Origin of the sequence: Micromonospora sp. NPDC005324, assembly GCF_040607155.1 — a bacterium.
Taxonomy (GTDB): Bacteria; Actinomycetota; Actinomycetes; order Mycobacteriales; family Micromonosporaceae; genus Micromonospora; species Micromonospora trifolii.
In genome coordinates, this window is record NZ_JBEXGE010000001.1 from 60847 (window position 1) to 79116 (window position 18270).

Sequence of the window (18270 nt, forward strand, 5' to 3'; positions counted from 1 at the left end):
TCCAGGTTCTGCCGGTTCTGGGGATGTGGTGGTCGGGGTGAGCGGCTAGCGTGTCACCACCGCGTACGGGTCCACAATGGTGACCGTCGCCGTGCCTGGGGAGGCCCTTCATGAAGCTGCCGCGATCCATCGCGGGCTGGACCATCGCGGTCTTCGGCGTGTTGGCGCTGGTGATGGGCGCGGTTGGGCTGCTCTGGCCGGAGGCGCAGCTACGCATGCTCGGGTTCGAGGTGCCGGCGACGCGAGCCGTCGGCGACCACACCGGGACGTTCCTGCTGGCGTCGTCGATGGCGGCCTTCAACATGGGCGTCTACTACCTGCTCGCCACCGTGACCGAGTGGCGGGCGTTCTACCGGTTCACAGTGGTCTTCCGACTGGTCACGTTCACCGTGTTCACCATCGCGGTGCTGGCCGACATCGCTCCCGACCGGTTCTTCGGGGTGGCGGCGTGGGAGGGGCTGGGCGCTGTGGCCACCGCCATCGGTCTGCGTCTGGACGCCCGCCGGGGCATCCCGGCCGGCGGGGTCGGATCGTCCGAGGGTGCCGGGACGACTGCGGTCGCCGAGGAGGGTACCGGTCCCGCCGGTGCGGCTCCGGCGGACGCGGTGCGCTGAGCCATCGGTCGGGTTGGGTATTTTCGAGCGGTGACCGACACCCCGACCGGCGGCCTGCCAGTGCCGATCGTGCCCGGCCTGACCGATTTGCGGGTCTTTGCCCGGGGCGGATACGCGACCGTCTACCAGGCCACCCAGATCTCCGTGGGTCGCGAGGTCGCCGTCAAGGTGGAGAACCGGACGCTGGACAGCGAGCGGGATCAGGCCCGGTTCCTGCGCGAGGCGCGGGCGGCCGGCCGGATGTCGTCCCACCCGCACGTGGTGGACCTCTTCGACGTGGGGGTCACCATCGATCAGCACCCCTACCTGATCATGGAGCTCTGTGACGGCTCGTACGCCGAACGGATGCGCACCTCGCCGCTCGGCCCGGTGGAGGCCCGCGACCTCGGCATCAAGATCGCGGACGCGCTGGCCCACTCGCACGCCGCCGGGGTGCTGCACCGGGACGTGAAACCGGCCAACATCCTCTACTCGCCCTTCAACTCGGCGGTGCTCGCCGACTTCGGGCTCGCCGTCCTCGCCGAGCACCGGGACGCCTCGGTCACCCTGGAGGTGCTCACCCCGGCGTACGCGCCGCCGGAGATGTTCAGCCACAGCCCGCCGTCGCCGGCCGTCGACGTGTACGCGCTCTGCGCCACGCTCTACGCGGTGATGCACGGCCGGCCGCCGCGCTGGCAGTCCGAGCGCAACCCGAGCCTGGTCACAGTGCTGGAGATGTTCAACCAGCCGCTCCCCGCCCTACCCGGGGTGCCGGACGAGCTGATCGACGTGCTGCGCGTCGGCATGGCCAACGATCCGGGCGAGCGCCCCTCCGCCCTGGAGTTGCACGACCTGCTCACCAACCTGCCCCTCGGCTCGCCGGCGACACCGGTCAGCGGCGCTCCGGTCAGCGGTGCAGGGACGCTCTCCGGCCCGTACGCGGCCAGCCAGCCGGTGCCCCGATCGGCCATCGAGGACACGCAGGGAGCAGTCCCCGCCGGTCGGCGTTGGCGGCGCTGGCTCTTCGGCGGCGCCGGGGTGCTCGCGCTCGCCGCCTCCGCGACCGCGGGGGCCTGGGTCGCCGACCGGGCGCCACCACCCGCCCCGTACCCGTCGGCCACCCAGATCGCCGCACCGGCGACCGGGCCGTTGCCCGGCTGCGCTACCGGCACCGGTGCGCCCACCGCCCTGCCCGAGGGTGCCCGGTGTCTGCCCGAGCTGGAGTGTTTCGGCCCGATGCGGATCCGTGGCAGCCGCGCCGAGGCGGCCCGGCTGTCCTGCGCCGGCCGACACACCTGGGAGACGTACGCCGAGGGCATCCTGCCGGTGTCGCTGGTCGGGGCCGACTACGACGAGGTGGCCGCCGCTGAGCCGGTGCGTCAGGTGTGCAGCGCCACGACGTTCCGGTTGACCACCGGGATCGCCGAGGCGACCGGATGGCACCTGGAGGTGCTACCGCCGGTCGACGGCAGCATCGACCGGACCTACCGGTGTCTGGCGGGGCGCGGCGTGGACGCGCTCTCCGCACCCACGCTCACCGGCCGCTGAGCCCGTTCGGCCCGCGTCGGCGGTCACGCACCGCACGCAACGCGTCCCGGGGGTCCAGGGCGTCGAGGGTGTCCGCGTCGATCCCGTACGGCAACAGCTCGGGCGGCCCGACGGCAGCCGACCGGTCCGCCGGCTCTGGATCGTCGACCTGACGGGCAGCGGAGACCGCTACCCCGGCGATCATTGTCATGAGCACGCAAAGTAGCGCGAGAACCACGCCGAGGAGGTCCTGTCGGCGCCACACGACCAGCATGACCAGCGGCGCGAGGGCTCCCAGCGCCGCGAGCACCGCGACCGTGCGCGCATCGGGTCTGGACAATCGACTCACCCGTCCAGCATGTCGTGACGAGACCGGCTGTCAACCGCAGAGCCGACCGCCGCGCCGATCGACGTCGATCCGAGCGGCCCACTCGACATGGTTCACCGCACCCACACGGATTCGACAGGAACGGCTACTCTCGGTGTTCCGCAGGCTCTTCCGGCAGCGAGGTCGCCCATGAACTCAGGCAGTTCGCAGTCCCGGCTCCGCTCGATCGCGTCGACGCTGGCGGTCGCTCTCACTCTCGTGCTCGCCGCCGCGGCCGGTTGCGACAGCCGGAAGGAACCGGAGCTGCCTTCCGTGCAGGAGAAGATGCGTGAGACACACATCTACGGTCAGTCGAAACTGCGGGTCGGCGTCGCCACCAACGAGCCGTTGATGAGCGAGCTGCGCAACGGCAAGCCGGTCGGCTTCGATGTCGAGATCGCCCGGTACATCGCGGCCTCCCTTGGCTACGAGGGGGATCAGCGGCTGGAGTTCGTACCGGTGGCCACCGAGGAACGGATCCCCGCGCTACAGGGCGGGACGGTCGACCTCGTGGTGTCCAGCTTCTCCATCACCGAGGAGCGCAAGAAGGTGGTGAGCTTCGCGGGGCCGTACTTCGTCACCACCCAGGAGGTGATGGTGCCGGCCCGGTTGAAAGGCAGGATCAGCACGATTGAGGACCTCCGTAACCCGGACTTCAAGATCTGCACGAGCGGCGGCTCCACCTCCGAGGCGGAGCTGGGGAGCCACCAGGTCAAGGCGCTGGTCGTGAAGACCGTCGGGGACTGCGTCGCCGGCATCCGAACGGGCCGCTACGACGCGGTCAGCTCCGACGAGACGATCCTCGCCGGTTTCCTGGCGCGCCACCCGAAGGAGTTCGAGATCGTCGACATGCCCTTCGGCACCAGCGAGTTGCTGGGCATCGGCGTGCCGATCGGTGATCCCGCCCTGCGCGACCTGGTCGCGTTCTTCCTGCAGAAGAGCTACCAGCAGGGGCGCGACGATCAGGCGACCCCCTGGCAGACCGCGTACAACCGGACCCTGGGCCCCTGGCTGAAGGCCGAGAAGCGCCAGCCGCAGCCGCTGGAGGTGCCGAAGCTTGTCGACTTCGACGACAAGGCGCCCGCGAAGTGAGCGCGGCGCCGACCGCCACCGGCGGCGACGGGCCGGTCCCGCCGCCCCGCACGTCGGTGCCCGGCGGCGCCGCGTCGACAATCGACGGTACGGCCGCAGCGTCGCCGGCCGTCGATCGTCCATCGGGCGGCGCGGAGGGTGAGGGTGTCTGGCCGGCCGCCGTGCCGGTCGCCGAACCGGCCGAGCCGGTCGTCGCCGCGGTCGAGCCCGGGCGGGTCCGTTGGGATCCGGCGGAGCGGCGCGCCCGCGCCAGCCAGTCGTTCTGGACGGCAGTGGTGGGCGTACCGGCGATCTTCTCGGTGCTCCGCCTCGGTGTGGAGGCCGGCGGGGAGCTCCAGACCACTCTGCTGCTGGTGGCCAACGTCGGGCCGGTCAACCTGCTCGCCGGTTTCCTGACCACGGCGGCCCGGCTGCTCTCCACCGGGCTGGTCGCGGTCTTCGCGCTCGGCGCGGTGCTGGCCGTGAGCGCGGATCGACTTCCGCCGGGCACCCGTCGCCGCCCGCTCTTCGCCCGCTGGGCCGACATCACCCCGGCCTGGGTGGTGCTGGCCAGCTTCCTGCTCGCCTTGATCACCTGGCCGTTGCTCTACCTTCCGCTGCTGTTGCCGGCGTTCGTGGCCGCGTTCCAACTGCGCCCGGGGCGGCTGCACGAGCGGGTGGTGCCTCGGCTGCTGCTGATCGGCGCGCTGCTCGCCGGGTACGGCTGGCTGATGCTGCCCACGATGCGCGACGCCATGCGGCAGGGCGACGAGTGGCTGGTGCTGGCGCTCATCGTGGTGCCTCCGCTGCTGGCCCTGTTCATCGCGGGGCCGCTGCCGGGCATGGTGATCCGACCGCTGGCGTCCGTGACCGAGGTGGCTGTGCTGGCCACCCTGATCTGGGCCGCGGTGCCGGTGATCACCACACCGGTGTTGCCGCTGACAGTCACCACAGTGGGCCCGGAGAGTGGGCCCACCGAGGACGTACGCGGGCACGTGGTCACCACCGACGACGTCAACATGGTGATCCTTCAGGAGCGGGGCGGCGTCCGGTACGTTCCGGTCGGTCTGGTCCGCGCCCAGGTGCTCTGCCCGGGCGAGGAGGAGTTGCCCCGCCACCAACTGCGCATTCACGACTTCCACGTCGAGGATTCGCTGTTGGAGGGCATGGGTCGTCGGGTCCGCCCGGTCCACCGCGTCGACGCCGCCTGCCGTACCCCAGCCTGACGCCTGTCTGAAGAGAGCAGCGGCTACCGTGCCCGGCGGTTGGCCCGCACGAGCGCGACGGTGGCCACCGGCACGCTGACCGCGCCGAAGGCCGCGACCCCGGCGAGCAGGTAGGCCACGCGGTGGTTCTGCGGAGCGCGGCGGTCGGCCACCTCCGCCTCCGGGTCCTGCGGGTCGTAGACGATCGGGATCTCGTCGCCCACCGCCGGAGCAGCACCCGGTGGCTCGTCGCCCTGACCGACAAGCGTCTGCGCCCGCTGCCCGTCCGGGGTCTCGAACTCGACGTGGATGCGGCCCTTGTTGACCTTGACGACCTGGGCGGTGGCCTCCACCCCCCGATCCTGTAGTGCCTGGTCGTTACTCCACACCGTCCAGGCGGCGATGGCTAAGCCGATGACGACGACGAGGCCGAGCCCGGCGAACAGTGCCGGCGGGCGACGGGTTCGCAGCAGATCCATGCCGCTCTCCATGTCCGGCGGGGCGAGCCGGTAAACACGATACGAATCGCGGCGAGAACCGTCGATCTTGCCCCAGGCGGGCGGCCGGCAGACGGGGCGAGCGCGTCAGTACGACTTGTCCTGGCCGAGGACGTGCTGGGCCACGAAGTTGAGGATCATCTCGCGGCTGACCGGGGCGATCCGGCCGGCCCGGACCGCGCCGAGCAGGGTCGCCACCCCGTACTCGGTGGTCATGCCGGCGCCACCGAGCGCCTGCACGGCGGTGTCCACGGCGAGCGCGGCGGCCTCCCCGGCCGCGTACTTGGCCATGTTGCCCGCCACCCCGGCCTCCAGGTCGCGGCCGGCGTCGTACAGGGTGGCCGCCTTCTGGATCATGAGGCGGGCCAGCTCCACCTGCACCGCCGCGTGCGCCAGCGGGTGCGACACCCCCTGATGTGAGCCGATGCTCCGACCACCCCAGACCTTGCGGGTGGCGGTGTACTCACTCGCCCGCTCGATGGCGTACCGGCCGGTGCCAGCACCCATCGCGGCCACCGTGATCCGCTCCGGGTTGAGCCCGGCGAAGAGGGCCGGCAGCCCGGCGTCCAGCGACTCACCGAGCAGCGCGTCGGCTGGCACCCGCACGTCGTCCAGGTAGAGCAGGAACTGGTTCTCCGGGGACACGATCTCCAGGTCCAGCTTGGACCTGGTCAACCCGGCCGCGTCGGTCGGCACCAGGAACAGTGCCGGCTTGAGCTTCTGCGGAGACGCATCCGCTGAACCGGCTGGGCCGTCATCGACGGCGACACGGGCCACCACCAGCACGTGACCGGCCTCGTCGACGCCGGAGATGTAGCACTTGCGGCCGTTGAGCAGCCAGCCGTCGCCGTCGCGGCGAGCCACGGTGCCGAGCCGGTGGAAGTTGGAACCGGCCTCCGGCTCGGTGATCGCGAAGACGATCTTCTGGGAGCCGTCGGCGAGGCCCGGCAGGTGCCGCTTGCGCTGCTCCTCGGTGCCGTGCCGACTCAGCACTGTCGCCGCGATGGCGGGGGAGACCACCAGCAGCAGCAACGGGCAACCCGCCGCCGCCAACTCCTCGCAGACGATGGCCAGCTCGGTGATGCCGCCGCCCCCGCCGCCGTACTCGGTGGGGATGTTGACCCCCAGGTAGCCGAGCCGTCCGGCCTCCGCCCAGAGTTCGGTGGTGTGCTCCTCCGATTTGGCTTTCGCTACGAAGTAGGAGTGACCGTAGCGGCGGCCGAGCGCCCGCACGGCGTCGCGCAGCTGGTCCTGCTCGGGGGTGAGGTCGAAGGTCATCGGGGATCCTTTTCGTCGACAACTGCCAACACGGCGCCCGTCTGCACCTGACCGCCGGTCGGCACCGGCAGCTCGGCGACCACGCCGTCGATCGGGGCGAGCACGGGATGTTCCAGCTTCATCGCTTCCAGCGTGAGCAGCGGTTCGCCGGCCGCGACCCGCTGGCCGACCTCGACGTGCACCCGGGTCACCACGCCGGGCAGCGGCGCAAGCAGCGACCCGGCCGCCACCGCCGCTGTGGGCAGCGGGAGACGCGGCAGCTCGGCCAGGCTCGCCGCCCCGTCCGGGCCGTCCACGAAGACAGCCGACCCCACCCGGTGTACGCGGTACCCGCGCCGAACCCCGTCGACGTCGAGCACCACCCGATCCGGGGTGGCCTCGACAAGCGCCACGGCAGGTGCCGTCGGCCGCTCGGCGGAGTCCTCGGCCGGTGACGCGCTGGACCAGTCGGCGAGCCCGCCGGTCCGGTCCAGGCGGTAGCGGATCTCGATCTCGTCGCCGTCCGGCCCGGTGAACCGGGTGACCTGCGGGATTGCTGGCACGTTGCGCCAACCCGAGGGAAGCCCACCCAGCACCGGTGCGGTCGCTCGGCGCTGGGCGGCGCCCGCCAGCGCGGCGGCGAGGGCGGTGATCGGCAGTTGGTCGGCGGGGAGCAGCGGGGCGAAGACCTCCGGGTGCCGGTCCAGGAAACCGGTGTCGATCTCCGCCGCCGCGAACTCCGGGCTGCGCAGCACCCGGACCAGCAGATCACGGTTGGTGGCCACCCCGTGCACCTCGGCCCGAGCCAGGGCACCTGCCAGGGCCCGAGCCGCCTCGGCCCGGGTCGGTGCCACGGCGATCAGCTTCGCGAGCAGCGAGTCGTAGTGCACTCCCACCACCGAGCCCGCCACCACGCCGGAGTCGAGCCGCAGGCCCGCCCGTTGGATCCAGCCGAACTCGCGGTCCACCCCCGGCACGTCGAAGCGGTGCAGGGTGCCCGTTGCGGGCCGCCAGCCCTGCGCCGGCTCCTCGGCGCACAGCCGTACCTCGATCGCGTAGCCGCGTGTGGCCGGGTAGTGGTGATGTGCGGGCAGCGGTGCGCCCTCGGCCACCAGCAGCTGCATCCGGACCAGGTCCAGCCCGGCCGGCGTGACCAACTCGGTGACGGGGTGCTCCACCTGGAGTCGGGTGTTCATCTCCAGAAAGAAGAACTCGCCGGTCGGTGCCAGCAGGAACTCGACAGTGCCGGCCCCCACGTAGTCGACCGCCCGCCCAGCAGCCATTGCCGTCTCGTGCAGCCGATCATGCAGCCCCGGCGGGAGATCACCCGGAGCCTCCTCGATGATCTTCTGGTGTCGGCGCTGGATCGAGCACTCCCGGACGCCGAGCACCTGCACGGTGCCGTGGGTGTCACCGAAGATCTGCACCTCGACGTGCCGGCCGCGCTCGACGTACCGCTCGATGAAGACCGTGCCGTCGCCGAACGCGGCAGCCGCCTCGCGGCGCGCGGAGGCCACGGCCTCGGCCAGTTCCTCGGCGGCCCGGACGATCCGCATACCCCGGCCGCCACCGCCGGCGGACGCCTTCACCAGCACCGGGAAGTCCGCGATCTCGTCGGTGTCGGTCCAGCTCGGCAGCATCGGCACGCCCGCCTCGGCGAGCAACGCCTTCGCCGCCAGCTTGTCGCCCATCGCGGCGATCACATTGGCCGGCGGCCCGACCCAGGTCAGACCGGCGTCGGTCACCGCCGCCGCGAACTCGGCGTTCTCGGCGAGGAACCCGTAGCCGGGGTGGACGGCGTCCGCGCCGCTGCGACGGGCCGCGTCGAGGATCAGATCGACCCGCAGGTACGTCTCGGTCGGCGAACTCCCCGGCAGGCGTACGGCCTGGTCGGCCTCGGCCACGAACGGCGCGTCGGCGTCCGCGTCCGAGTGCACGGCGACGGTCTGCACGCCGAGCGCTCGACAGGTGGCGAAGACCCGACGGGCGATCTCGCCGCGGTTGGCCACGAGCAGTCTGTTGATCATGGTCCCCTGAGCCTGCCTTTCGTTCGCGACTGCGGGACTCCGCTTCGCTGCGTTCCTCGCGCTCACGGTCTACATCCGGAAGACGCCGAAACCGTCGGCGCCCTTCACCGGTCCGTTGTGAATCGCCGAGAGGCAGAGCCCGAGGACGGTCCGGGTGTCCCGAGGGTCGATCACCCCGTCGTCGTAGAGCCGGCCGGAGAGGAAGAGCGCTCCGGACTGCGACTCGATCTGCTGCTCGACCATCAAACGCATCGCCGCGTCGGAATCCTCGTCGTAGTCGCGCCCCCGTGCGGCAGCCGCCTGCCGGGCCACGATCGAGAGCACCCCCGCGAGCTGCGCCGGGCCCATCACCGCCGACTTCGCGTTCGGCCAGGTGAACAGGAACCTGGGCTCGTACGCCCGGCCGCACATGCCGTAGTTGCCCGCGCCGTAGGAGGCGCCCAGGTTCACCGTCAGGTGCGGCACTGTCGAGTTCGACACCGCGTTGATCATCAGGGCGCCGTGCTTGATGATGCCGCGCTGCTCGTACTCGGTGCCGACCATGTAGCCGGTGGTGTTCTGCAAGAAGATCAACGGGGTGTCCGAGGCGTTCGCGAGCTGGATGAACTGGGCCGCCTTCTGTGCCTCCGCGCTGAACAGCACCCCCCGGGCGTTCGCCAGCACACCCACCGGGTACCCGTGCAGCTCGCCCCAACCGGTGACCAGCGCGTCCCCGTACGCCGGCTTGAACTCGTCGAAGTCGCTGCCGTCGAGTATCCGGGCCAGCACCTCCCGGGGGTCGAACGGCACCTTCAGGTCGGCGCTGGCGATGCCGAGCAACTCCTCCGGGTCGTACTTCGGCGGCTGTGGCACCGCCGTCCGCGGCGACGGGCCCTGCTTGCGCCAGTTCAGCCGGCGGACGCACTGCCGGGCCAGCCGTATGCCGTCCCGCTCGTCGGCAGCCAGGTAGTCGGCGAGCCCGGACGTGCCGGCGTGCATCGCCGCGCCACCCAGCGACTCGTCGTCGGTGACCTCGCCGGTCGCCATCTTCACCAGCGGCGGACCGGCCAGGTAGACCTGTGACCGGTCCCGAATCATGATCACGTGGTCGGACATCCCCGGCACGTACGCGCCACCGGCAGTGGCGTTTCCGAAGACCACGCTGACAGTGGGGATGCCGGCCGCCGAGAGCCGGGTGAGGTCACGGAACACCCGACCACCGGGGATGAAGATCTCCGCCTGGGTGGGCAGGTCCGCCCCGGCCGACTCCACCAGGTTGACCATCGGCAAACGGTTGGCCAGGGCGATCTCGCCGGCCCGCCGGGTCTTGGCGAGAGACCACGGGTTGACCGCGCCGCCGCGTACCGTCGGGTCGTTGGCGACGATCAGGCACTCCACGCCCTCGACCACTCCGATGCCGGTGACCACGCTGGCCCCGACCGGGAAGTCCGAGCCGTACGCGGCGACCGGCGACAGCTCCAGGAAGGGGCTGTCGGCGTCCACCAGCAGCTCGATCCGCTCCCGGGGGAGCAGCTTGCCGCGGGCGTGGTGCCGGGTCACGTATTTTTCGCCACCACCCGCCCGTGCCTGGTCCAGCGCGGCGTCCACCTCGGACAGCCGTTCCAACAACGCCGCCCGATTCGCCTCGTACGAGGGCGCGGACGGGTCGACCGCGCTGTCCAGGATGGTCACAGGCCCATGCCTTTCGCGATGATCTCGTTCATGATCTCGGTGGTGCCGCCGCCGATGCCGAGGATCCGCGCGTCGCGGTAGTGCCGTTCCACCTCGGCGTCGCGCAGGTAGCCGAAGCCGCCGTGCAACTGCAACGCCTGGTCGACGACGTGGCCGCAGGCGGCCACCGCCACGTTCTTCGCCATCGCCACCTCGGTCACCACCGGCTCGCCGGCGACTACCCGACCCGCGACGTCGTGCACGTACGACCGGGCCGCCTCGGCCCGGGTGTGCATCTCGGCCAACCGGTGCCGGATCAACTGCCGGCTGGCCAGCGGACGCCCGAAGGTCTCCCGGTCCCGGCACCAGCGCACCGCCAACTCGACGCAGCGCTGCGCTGTCGCGTACGCCTGGGTCGCCAGCGACAGGCGTTCCGCCGCGAAGTGCTGCATGATCGCCAGGAAGCCGGTGTTCTCCGCGCCGACCCGGTTGGCGACCGGCACCCGCACGTCCGCGAAGGACAGCTCGGCGGTGTCCGAGCAGTGCCAGCCCAGCTTCTCCAACCGGCGTCCCGCTGTGAACCCGGGCGACCCCTTGTCGATGACCAGCAGGGTGAGTTCGCCGCTGCCGGGGAAGTCGGTACACACCGCGGTGGTCACGAAGTCGGCCCGGTGCCCGCTGGTGATGTACGTCTTCGACCCGCTCACCACGTAGTGGTCGCCGTCGCGGCGGGCGGTCGTGCGGATGCCGGCCACGTCCGAACCGCCGTCCGGCTCGGTGATGGCGAGCGCGCCGATCATCGTCCCGGACAGCGTGGGCCGCACGTACCGCTCGATCAGGCTGTCGTCGCCCGGTGACGAGACGCCGCCGAGCCGACCGCCCAGCGAGCCACCGGTGCGGGCACCGGCCGCAGCGACCATGTGCGGCAACGCGATCCCGTGTGTGAACAGGGCCGCCACCAGCCCGGACGAGCCGCCGGATCGGATCAGCTCCTCGGTCACGATGATCGAGTCGAGCAGGTCACCGCCGCTGCCACCGACCGACTCCGGGAAGCCGATGCCGAGCAGGCCGAGCTGTGCGGCTGTCGCGTGCAGCGCCCGGGGCACCTCGCCGGCCCGCTCCCAGTCGTCCAGGTGCGGCAACACCTCACGGGTCACGAACGCCCGGGTCAGCTCGCGCAGTTGCCGGCGCTCGGGGGTGTCGACAATGCTCACGGCGCCACCCTTGTTCGCGACTGCGGGGCTCGCAAGATCGGCTCACTCCTCGCGCTCACGGGGCGATCTCCGTCGGTAGGTCGACGATGCGGGCACGCAGCAGCTCGCCGAGCGCCTTGGCCTGCGGGTCGAACCGGGTGGACGCGGCCACCCCCGCGCCGAGCAGGCCCTCGATCACGAAGTTGACAGCGCGCAGGTTCGACAACTCGTAGCGCCGCACCGACAGCGGCGCGGTCTCCGGCACCAGCTCGGCCAGCCGTTCGACTGTCAACCAGGTCCGCAGCCACGCGTACCCGGCGTCGGAACGCGCCCAGACACCGAGGTTCGCGTCCCCGCCCTTGTCCCCGGAGCGTGCGCCGACCACCTCGCCGAGTGCCCCGCGCCGGGTCGGGCCGTCGACCGCCGCGTCGCCACCCGCTGTCGACTCGTCCCGCGTGGCGGGGGCGGTGCGGATCGGCGGGGCGACCGGCACCCGCTCGCCGCTGGGCAGCACCGCGACGTGCGCCACCGCGTCCTGCGGCACCGCGTCGGCGGTGAAGACGCCGTACGGTGTCGCGTCACCGGGCAGCGTGGTCAGCGTGCAGCCCGGGTACGAGGCCAGAGCCAGCTCCACCGCGGCGGCCGAGAAGGCGCGCCCGGCCCGTGCCTTGTCGCCGTCGCGCAGGTGTACGTGCAGCAGGGCGCTGGCGGCCTCGGTGTCGGCGGCGTCCGGATGGTCGGTCCGGGCCAGCGTGAACTCCAGCCCGTCCTTGCCCACCGCCTCCTCGACCTGCCCACGGACCAGGGCCGCCTTGGCCTCGATCTGCAGACCACAGAGGACGAACGTCATCGAGTTGCGGAAGCCGCCGAGGTTGTTGACGCCCACCTTCAGCGTGGGCGGTGGCGGGGTGCCCCGTACGCCGGAGACCCGGACCCGGTCCGGCCCGTCGGGGTGCAGCGTCACAGTGTCCAGTCGGGTGACCACGTCCGGCCCGAGGTACGACGGCCCGCCGATCTCGTAGAGCAGTTGGGCGGTGACCGTCTCCACTGTGACAGCGCCCCCGGTGCCCGGATGCTTGGTGACCACCGACGAGCCGTCGGGGTGCACCTCGACGATCGGGAACCCGGGCCGATGACCGCCGTCGGGCAGTTCGGTGAAGAAGCTGAAGTTGCCGCCGGTGACCTGCGCGCCGCACTCGACGAGGTGCCCCGCGACGGTGGCCCCGGCCAGTTCGTCGAGGTCGTCTCGGCCCCACCCGTACCGGGCGATGGCCGGGCCGACCACCAGCGACGCGTCGGTGACCCGGCCGGTGACCACCACGTCCGCACCGGCGTCGAGGCAGGCGGCGATCCCGAACGCGCCGAGGTAGGCGTTGGCGCTCAACGCGTCCGGTCGCTGGATCGTGTCGCCCTCGACGTACCCGACCTGGGCAAGCAGGCCGAGCCGGTGGGCGAGCTTCTCGATGGCGGCGGCCAGACCGGCCGGGTTCAGCCCGCCGGCGTTGGTCACGATCCGCACCCCGCGATCGAGGGCGGTGCCGAGGCAGGTCTCCAGTTGCCGCAGGAACGTCTTCGCATAGCCCAGGTCGCTGTCGCGCAGGCGGTCCCGGGCGAGGATCAGCATGGTCAACTCGGCCAGGTAGTCGCCGGTCAGCACGTCCAACTCACCGCCGTCGAGCATCTCCCGCCAGGCGGTGAACCGGTCGCCGTAGAAGCCGGAGGCGTTGCCGATGCGGATCATGCCCGTACCCCGCTCCGGCCGGCCGGCTGCCGGCCGTCACCCGGCGGCCCGGCGAAGGCCTGTGCCACGTCGAGCCACTCGTCGGCGACCGGTCCGGCGGCGACCAGAGCGAGGTCCGCGCGGTGCCGGCGCTGGGTGACCAGCTGGCAGAAGTCCCGAGCCGGACCCGTGACCCGGTCGGCGGCGTCCGCCGGGCCCCAGCTCCACGTGTCGCCGCCGGGGCCGACCAGCTCGACCCGGACCGGCGCCGTCGGTGCCTCCCGGCCGTGCGCGGTGAAGCCGTGCCCGAGGGTACGGACGCCCAGGTGCGCCACGTGCCGGAGTCGGTCGCTGTCGGGGCGGACCACGTCGAGGGCGTCGGCCACGTCCGCGCCGTGCGCCCAGGTCTCCATGATCCGGGCGGTGGCCATCGAGGTGGCCGACATCCGGGTGCCGTACCAGGGCAGCTTGCCGCCGGCGGGAACGGCGGCCAGTGCGTCGACGAGCGCGGTTCGCCCGGCCCGCCAGCGGGCGAGCAGTTCGGCCGGCGGGGCGAGGAATTCCTCGGCGCCGACGTCGACGAGTCGGGTCACGTCCGGTGCGGCGGTGACGGTGGCGTAGAACGCCTCGGGATCGGTCGCGGCCAACAGCGCGACGTCGTCGGTCCAGGCGAGGTGGGCGATCTGGTGCCCGACGCTCCAGCCCGGCGCGGGGGTCGGCCTCGCCCAGTCGGCCACGGGCAGTGGCGCCACCAGGGCGTCCAGCTGGGCGGACTCGTCGGCCAGGTCCGTGAGCAGGTCGCTGAGGTCGACCATGGTGCCTCCGGTCGGTGGTGGCCGGTGCGGCCGGCGGTCAGGGCGTGAGCAGGGTGGCGAGCTGGCGCTTCCAGGTGGTCAACAGGGCGTTGCGGCGGGCGGAGTCGTCGCTGAGCAGGTTGGCCACCCCGAGCCCACGGAGCAGATCGAGCGTGGCCTGCACTGCTTCGCGGACACCGGGTCGACGTTCGTCGACACCGAGCAGGGCGACGGTGAGCCGGTGCATCTCCCTCCCGACCGTCGCCTCCAGCGGCACCAGTGCGTCCCGCAGCTCCCGATCGGTGCGGGCGGCGACCCATAGCTCCAGCGCGGCCACGAACAGCGGCCCGGTGAACGCCACGGCGAGCAGGTCGACGACCCGGTCCAACCGTTGCGGGCCAGCCGGTAGCGCCTCGGCCTCGGTGCGCAACTCGTCGGCCCGGCGCTCGGCCAGATGGGCCACGGCGGCCGTCACCAGCGCCGCCTTGGTCGGGTAGTGGTGCAGCTGCGCCCCACGCGACACACCGGCCCGCGCGGCGACGACTGTGGTCGTGGTGCCGGACCAGCCGTGCTCGATCAGGCAGTCGACCGTCGCCTCCAGCAGCCGGGCCTGGGTGGCGCGGCTGCGTTCCTGCTGAGGTACACGTGTCGATGCGGTGGGCACGGGGACAGCCTGCGGCCTAAGAAACAAACAGTCAAGACTGACTTTTTCTGAGCCCGCGACGCTCGGATGGACACTGGTCGGGCTTCCGACTGCTCGCTCAGCGGCCGTCGCGAGGGCCGAAGACGGTCAGGGCGTCGGCGTCGCTGTGCTGGGAGCGCAGGTACTCGTCGGCCCAGGCGGCTGCGTCGGGGAAGGTCGACTCGGTCGCCACCCGGGCGCAGGCCGCGTCCACGTCGAAGGCGGTGCGGCGCAGTTGGACGCCCGGCCCGAGCAGCGCCCACCACGCGCCAGCGCCCCCGTACGGCATGCCGATGCTGCCCGGGTTGACCACCAGACGCCTGTCGACCAGCCGGGTGAAGGGCATGTGCGTGTGGCCGCAGACCACAGTGGAGACCTCGGCGGGCAGACCGTCGAACACCTCCGCCCAGCGGGCCATCCGGGAGTCGACGAGCACGACCTCCTCGTCGTCGCGGGGCGTGGCGTGGCAGAACAGCGTCGGCCCGAGGCCGTCGATCTCCAGCGTCACCGTCGCCGGCAGCGCGGCGAGCCGGGCCACCTGGTCGTCGCGCAGCTGCAGGGCGGCCCAGTTCGACACCTCGATCGACGCCGGGCGACCGGCCCGGGCCTCGACCAGCTCGCGTTCGCAATTGCCGCCGACCCAGCACACCCGGTCACCCAGGTCGGCGAGCACGTCCAGCACCTCGACCGGTTGCGGACCGGCGGCGATGTCACCGGTGAGCACGATCAAATCGGCAGCGGTGACGTCCGGCTCGGCCAGTACGGCCTCCAGCGCCGGCAGGACACCATGGATGTCGGAGAGCACCGCAACTCGGTTCACCATGGCCCCACCCTCACCGCCGGCACCGCCCCGAGGCCAGCGATTCTGCGCCAGGCAGATGGCAAACGTCCCCGCCTACCGTCGACGACGGCAGGCGGGGACGTTCGAAGTGCTGCTCAGACGCGGGCGCGACGGGCCAGGCGCTCCGGGTCCAGGATGATGATGCTCTTGCCGTCCAACCGCAGCCACCCGCGCGAGGCGAAGTCCGCCAGCGCCTTGTTGACGGTCTCCCGGGAGGCGCCGACGAGCTGAGCGATCTCCTCCTGGGTGAGGTCGTGGGTCACCCGCAGAACGCCGCCGTCGCGGGTGCCGAAGCGGCCCGCCATCTGGAGCAGGTTCTTGGCGACCCGGCCCGGCACGTCCGTGAAGATCAGGTCGGCGAGCGAGTCGTTGGTCCGGCGCAGCCGCCGGGCGAGCACCCGGAGCAACTGCTCGGCGATCTCCGGGCGGTTGTTGAGCCACGGCCGCAGCGCCTGCTTACGCAGCCGCACCAGCCGGGTGTCGGTCACCGCGGTGGCGGTCGCCGTACGCGGACCCGGGTCGAAGAGCGACAGCTCACCGACCATGTCCGACGGCCCCATCACCGCGATCAGGTTCTGTCGGCCGTCCGCTGCGCGGCGACCAACCTTGATCTTCCCGGACAGCAGGATGTAGAGGCTGTCACCGGGCTCGCCCTCATTGAAGACGATCTCGCCCTTGCGGACTTCGATCGTCTCCATCTCCTTGGCAAGCGCCTCGGCAGCTTCCGGGTCAACACCCTGGAAGATCCCGCTGCGGGCCAGTACCTCGTCCATTGCGCACCTCCGGTTGCGCGTGCCGTCCGTCGGCCGGGGCCGCCGTCCGCTGATCCCCTCGCGCGCCGCCAAGTCTAGGCGCACGTGAGCATGAATCAGAGGTCGCCCCTGGAATCTTGGTCGGTGGGCGTAACCTGCCCGACGTGCTGAGCGAGCCGACTCTGACCAGCCGCGCCGAGGACGGGCGGCGCGTCCCGCTGCTCGTCTGGCGCGCGGACGTGCCCCTTCGGGCGGTCAGCAGTGCCCCGCTGGGCGGTGGCATCGGGGTCCGGAGGTGGGTCTTGAACGCGACAGTAGCGATGTCGTACGACCGGGACGACCCCGCGGCGCACCTGTCCTCGCTCGCCGCCGAGCTGGCCCTCGACGGGCCTGGGATTGGCCTGTTGACCGGTGTCGACGTGGCCGAGGTGGTGGCGCGAACCGACGCCGGGGTGCGGGCCTGGGCGACGGTCGGGCTCGGTACGCCGGTGCCCGCGGCAGCTCCGACGCCGGCCGCGCTCACCCAACGCGTCGGCACTGTCAACATCGTGGTGTACGTGCCGGCCCGGCTCGCCGACTCGGCGCTGGTCAACGCGGTGGCCACCGCGACCGAGGCGAAGACCCAGGCGATCACCGAGCTGGGGGTCCCGGGGACCGGCACGCCCACCGACGCGGTCACCGTGCTCTGCCCGCTGGACGGGCCGGAAGCCGCGTACGGCGGGCCGCGCTCCACCTGGGGCGCGCCGCTCGCCCGAGCGGTGCACGCGGCGGTGCTCGCCGGTGGTTCCCGGCCGGTCGTGCCGTGGTCCGACCAGCTCACTGGCGCAAAGTCCACCCGATCGGCTGTCGTCGGCGCGTTTAACGACCGGTAGGGTCGCGGGCGATGTATGCTCCCGCCCCCCTCGCGTCCCGCCCGCGCCGCCGCGTCGCCCTCGGCCTCGCCGCGCTGCTGGCCGCCCTCCTCGTGGCCGGCTGTGCCGACCCCGGTGGTGAGGCGCCCGTCTGGCAACCCGGCGCGGGAGGTGGTGGCACCGGCGCGCCGGTCTCCACGGCCGGCCCGAAGGCCACCGGGCAGGCGTCGTCCGGTCAGGGTGGCGCGATCTCGCTCTCCGCCACCGGCGACATCATCATGGGCAACGCGCCCAGTCGGCTGCCCGCCGCCGGCGGTAAGGGCTTCTTCACCTCGGTCACCGAGGCGCTCAAGGCCGATCTGGTGATGGGCAACCTGGAGGAGCCGCTGACTGTCGACACCGGCACCGGTAAGTGCGGGGCGAACTCCACCCGCTGCTTCCAGTTCCGCGCCCCACCGGAGTACGCCGCGCACCTGCGTGAAGCCGGCTTCGACGTGCTCAACCAGGCCAACAACCACGGGTACGACTACGGCCCCAAGGGCTACGAGAACACCCAGAAGGCGCTGAAGAAGTACGACCTGGAGCACACCGGCGCACCGAACGAGATCACCGTGGTCGACGTCAAGGGCGTCAAGGTCGCCGTCGCCGGCTTCTCGTCGTACGTCTGGTCCAACAGCCTCGTCGACATCGACAAGGCGAAGGCGGTTGTCGCCAAGGCCGCCACCATGGCCGACCTGGTCGTGGTGCAGGTGCACATGGGTGGCGAGGGCGCCGACAAGACCCGGGTGAAGCCGGGCACCGAGATGTTCCTCGGCGAGAACCGGGGCGACCCGGTGAAGTTCTCGCACGCCATGATCGACGCTGGCGCCGACCTGATCGTCGGGCACGGCCCGCACGTGCTGCGAGGGATGGAGTTCTACCAGGGGCGCCTCATCGCGTACAGCCTTGGCAACTTTGCCGGCGGCGGCAACTCGCTGAGCAACGCCGGCCGCCTCGGCTGGGGCGGGGTGCTGAAGGTGTCGCTCAAGCCGGACGGCAGTTGGGCCGGCGGCTCGTTCGCCTCCACGTACATGAACTCCGCCGGCAAGCCGACGATGGACCCGGACGACCGGGGCCTGGGCCTGGTCACCGAGTTGAGCCGCGCCGACTTCCCGAAGGGCGGCGCTCGCCTCGACGGGCAGGGGAAGATCTCGCCGCCGACCGGCGGCTGACCCGACGAGGAGCGTCCGGGGTGCGACGTAGG

17 protein-coding genes are annotated in these 18270 nt (G+C 71.9%); 6 read left to right on the forward strand and 11 right to left on the reverse strand.

Annotated elements, in window-relative coordinates:
• The first annotated feature begins 110 nt into the window (after positions 1–110).
• Both ABZS40_RS00340 and ABZS40_RS00345 read left to right on the forward strand, forming a co-directional pair.
• Positions 111–614 carry a hypothetical protein gene (locus ABZS40_RS00340; RefSeq protein WP_354940006.1) on the forward strand — a complete coding sequence of 168 codons (504 nt, stop codon included), beginning with the start codon at positions 111–113 and terminating at the stop codon, positions 612–614.
• 30 nt (positions 615–644) lie between these two features.
• Positions 645–2141, forward strand: a complete 1497-nt coding sequence (locus tag ABZS40_RS00345) for a serine/threonine-protein kinase (RefSeq protein WP_354940009.1) — start codon at positions 645–647, stop codon at positions 2139–2141.
• On the opposite strand, the gene ABZS40_RS00350 is transcribed toward ABZS40_RS00345, so the two are convergent.
• A complete protein-coding gene (locus ABZS40_RS00350; RefSeq protein WP_354940010.1) occupies positions 2128–2460 on the reverse strand; it encodes a hypothetical protein in 333 nt (110 codons plus the stop codon). The genes ABZS40_RS00345 and ABZS40_RS00350 overlap by 14 nt on opposite strands.
• A gap of 177 nt (positions 2461–2637) precedes the next feature.
• Here ABZS40_RS00350 and ABZS40_RS00355 point away from each other — a divergent pair, with 177 nt between their 5' ends.
• Positions 2638–3579: a transporter substrate-binding domain-containing protein gene (locus ABZS40_RS00355; protein WP_354940013.1), complete on the forward strand. Its 942-nt coding sequence runs from the start codon at positions 2638–2640 to the stop codon at positions 3577–3579.
• The gene (locus ABZS40_RS00360; RefSeq protein ID WP_354940016.1) at positions 3576–4784 is read left to right on the forward strand and encodes a hypothetical protein; all 1209 of its coding nucleotides are present in this window, start codon (positions 3576–3578) and stop codon (positions 4782–4784) included. Before ABZS40_RS00355 ends, ABZS40_RS00360 begins: the two co-directional genes overlap by 4 nt.
• 23 nt (positions 4785–4807) lie before the next feature.
• Here the strand turns inward: ABZS40_RS00360 and ABZS40_RS00365 are convergent, their stop codons facing one another.
• The 10 genes from ABZS40_RS00365 to ABZS40_RS00410 all read right to left on the reverse strand — a co-directional run bounded on the left by ABZS40_RS00365 (position 4808) and on the right by ABZS40_RS00410 (position 16197).
• On the reverse strand, positions 4808–5242 hold the full coding sequence (locus tag ABZS40_RS00365; RefSeq protein WP_354940018.1) for a DUF3592 domain-containing protein: 435 nt from the start codon (positions 5240–5242) through the stop codon (positions 4808–4810).
• 105 nt (positions 5243–5347) lie between these two features.
• A complete protein-coding gene (locus ABZS40_RS00370; RefSeq protein WP_354940021.1) occupies positions 5348–6538 on the reverse strand; it encodes an acyl-CoA dehydrogenase in 1191 nt (396 codons plus the stop codon).
• Complete coding sequence (locus ABZS40_RS00375; protein ID WP_354940024.1) at positions 6535–8544, reverse strand: biotin carboxylase N-terminal domain-containing protein; 2010 nt, start codon at positions 8542–8544, stop codon at positions 6535–6537. The genes ABZS40_RS00370 and ABZS40_RS00375 overlap by 4 nt, the downstream gene beginning before the upstream one ends.
• Positions 8545–8613: 69 nt before the next feature.
• The gene (locus ABZS40_RS00380; RefSeq protein ID WP_354940027.1) at positions 8614–10215 is read right to left on the reverse strand and encodes a carboxyl transferase domain-containing protein; all 1602 of its coding nucleotides are present in this window, start codon (positions 10213–10215) and stop codon (positions 8614–8616) included.
• Positions 10212–11408, reverse strand: a complete 1197-nt coding sequence (locus ABZS40_RS00385; RefSeq protein ID WP_354940030.1) for an acyl-CoA dehydrogenase family protein — start codon at positions 11406–11408, stop codon at positions 10212–10214. The genes ABZS40_RS00380 and ABZS40_RS00385 overlap by 4 nt, the downstream gene beginning before the upstream one ends.
• 55 nt (positions 11409–11463) lie before the next feature.
• On the reverse strand, positions 11464–13128 hold the full coding sequence (locus ABZS40_RS00390) for an acyclic terpene utilization AtuA family protein (RefSeq protein WP_354940033.1): 1665 nt from the start codon (positions 13126–13128) through the stop codon (positions 11464–11466).
• Positions 13125–13922, reverse strand: coding sequence for a TIGR03084 family metal-binding protein (locus tag ABZS40_RS00395; protein WP_354940036.1), 798 nt, complete (start codon positions 13920–13922; stop codon positions 13125–13127). Before ABZS40_RS00395 ends, ABZS40_RS00390 begins: the two co-directional genes overlap by 4 nt.
• 37 nt (positions 13923–13959) lie before the next feature.
• The gene (locus ABZS40_RS00400) at positions 13960–14565 is read right to left on the reverse strand and encodes a TetR/AcrR family transcriptional regulator (protein WP_354940039.1); all 606 of its coding nucleotides are present in this window, start codon (positions 14563–14565) and stop codon (positions 13960–13962) included.
• 97 nt (positions 14566–14662) lie between these two features.
• The gene (locus ABZS40_RS00405) at positions 14663–15406 is read right to left on the reverse strand and encodes a metallophosphoesterase family protein (RefSeq protein WP_354940042.1); all 744 of its coding nucleotides are present in this window, start codon (positions 15404–15406) and stop codon (positions 14663–14665) included.
• Between the two features lie 113 nt (positions 15407–15519).
• Positions 15520–16197, reverse strand: coding sequence for a Crp/Fnr family transcriptional regulator (locus ABZS40_RS00410; RefSeq protein WP_007466162.1), 678 nt, complete (start codon positions 16195–16197; stop codon positions 15520–15522).
• Between the two features lie 143 nt (positions 16198–16340).
• Between ABZS40_RS00410 and ABZS40_RS00415 the strand changes: the two genes are divergently transcribed.
• Together ABZS40_RS00415 and ABZS40_RS00420 are read left to right on the forward strand one after the other, a co-directional pair.
• Positions 16341–17048, forward strand: a complete 708-nt coding sequence (locus ABZS40_RS00415) for an adenosylcobinamide amidohydrolase (protein ID WP_354940045.1) — start codon at positions 16341–16343, stop codon at positions 17046–17048.
• 11 nt (positions 17049–17059) lie between these two features.
• Complete coding sequence (locus ABZS40_RS00420; protein WP_354940048.1) at positions 17060–18238, forward strand: CapA family protein; 1179 nt, start codon at positions 17060–17062, stop codon at positions 18236–18238.
• Positions 18239–18270 lie beyond the last annotated feature (32 nt).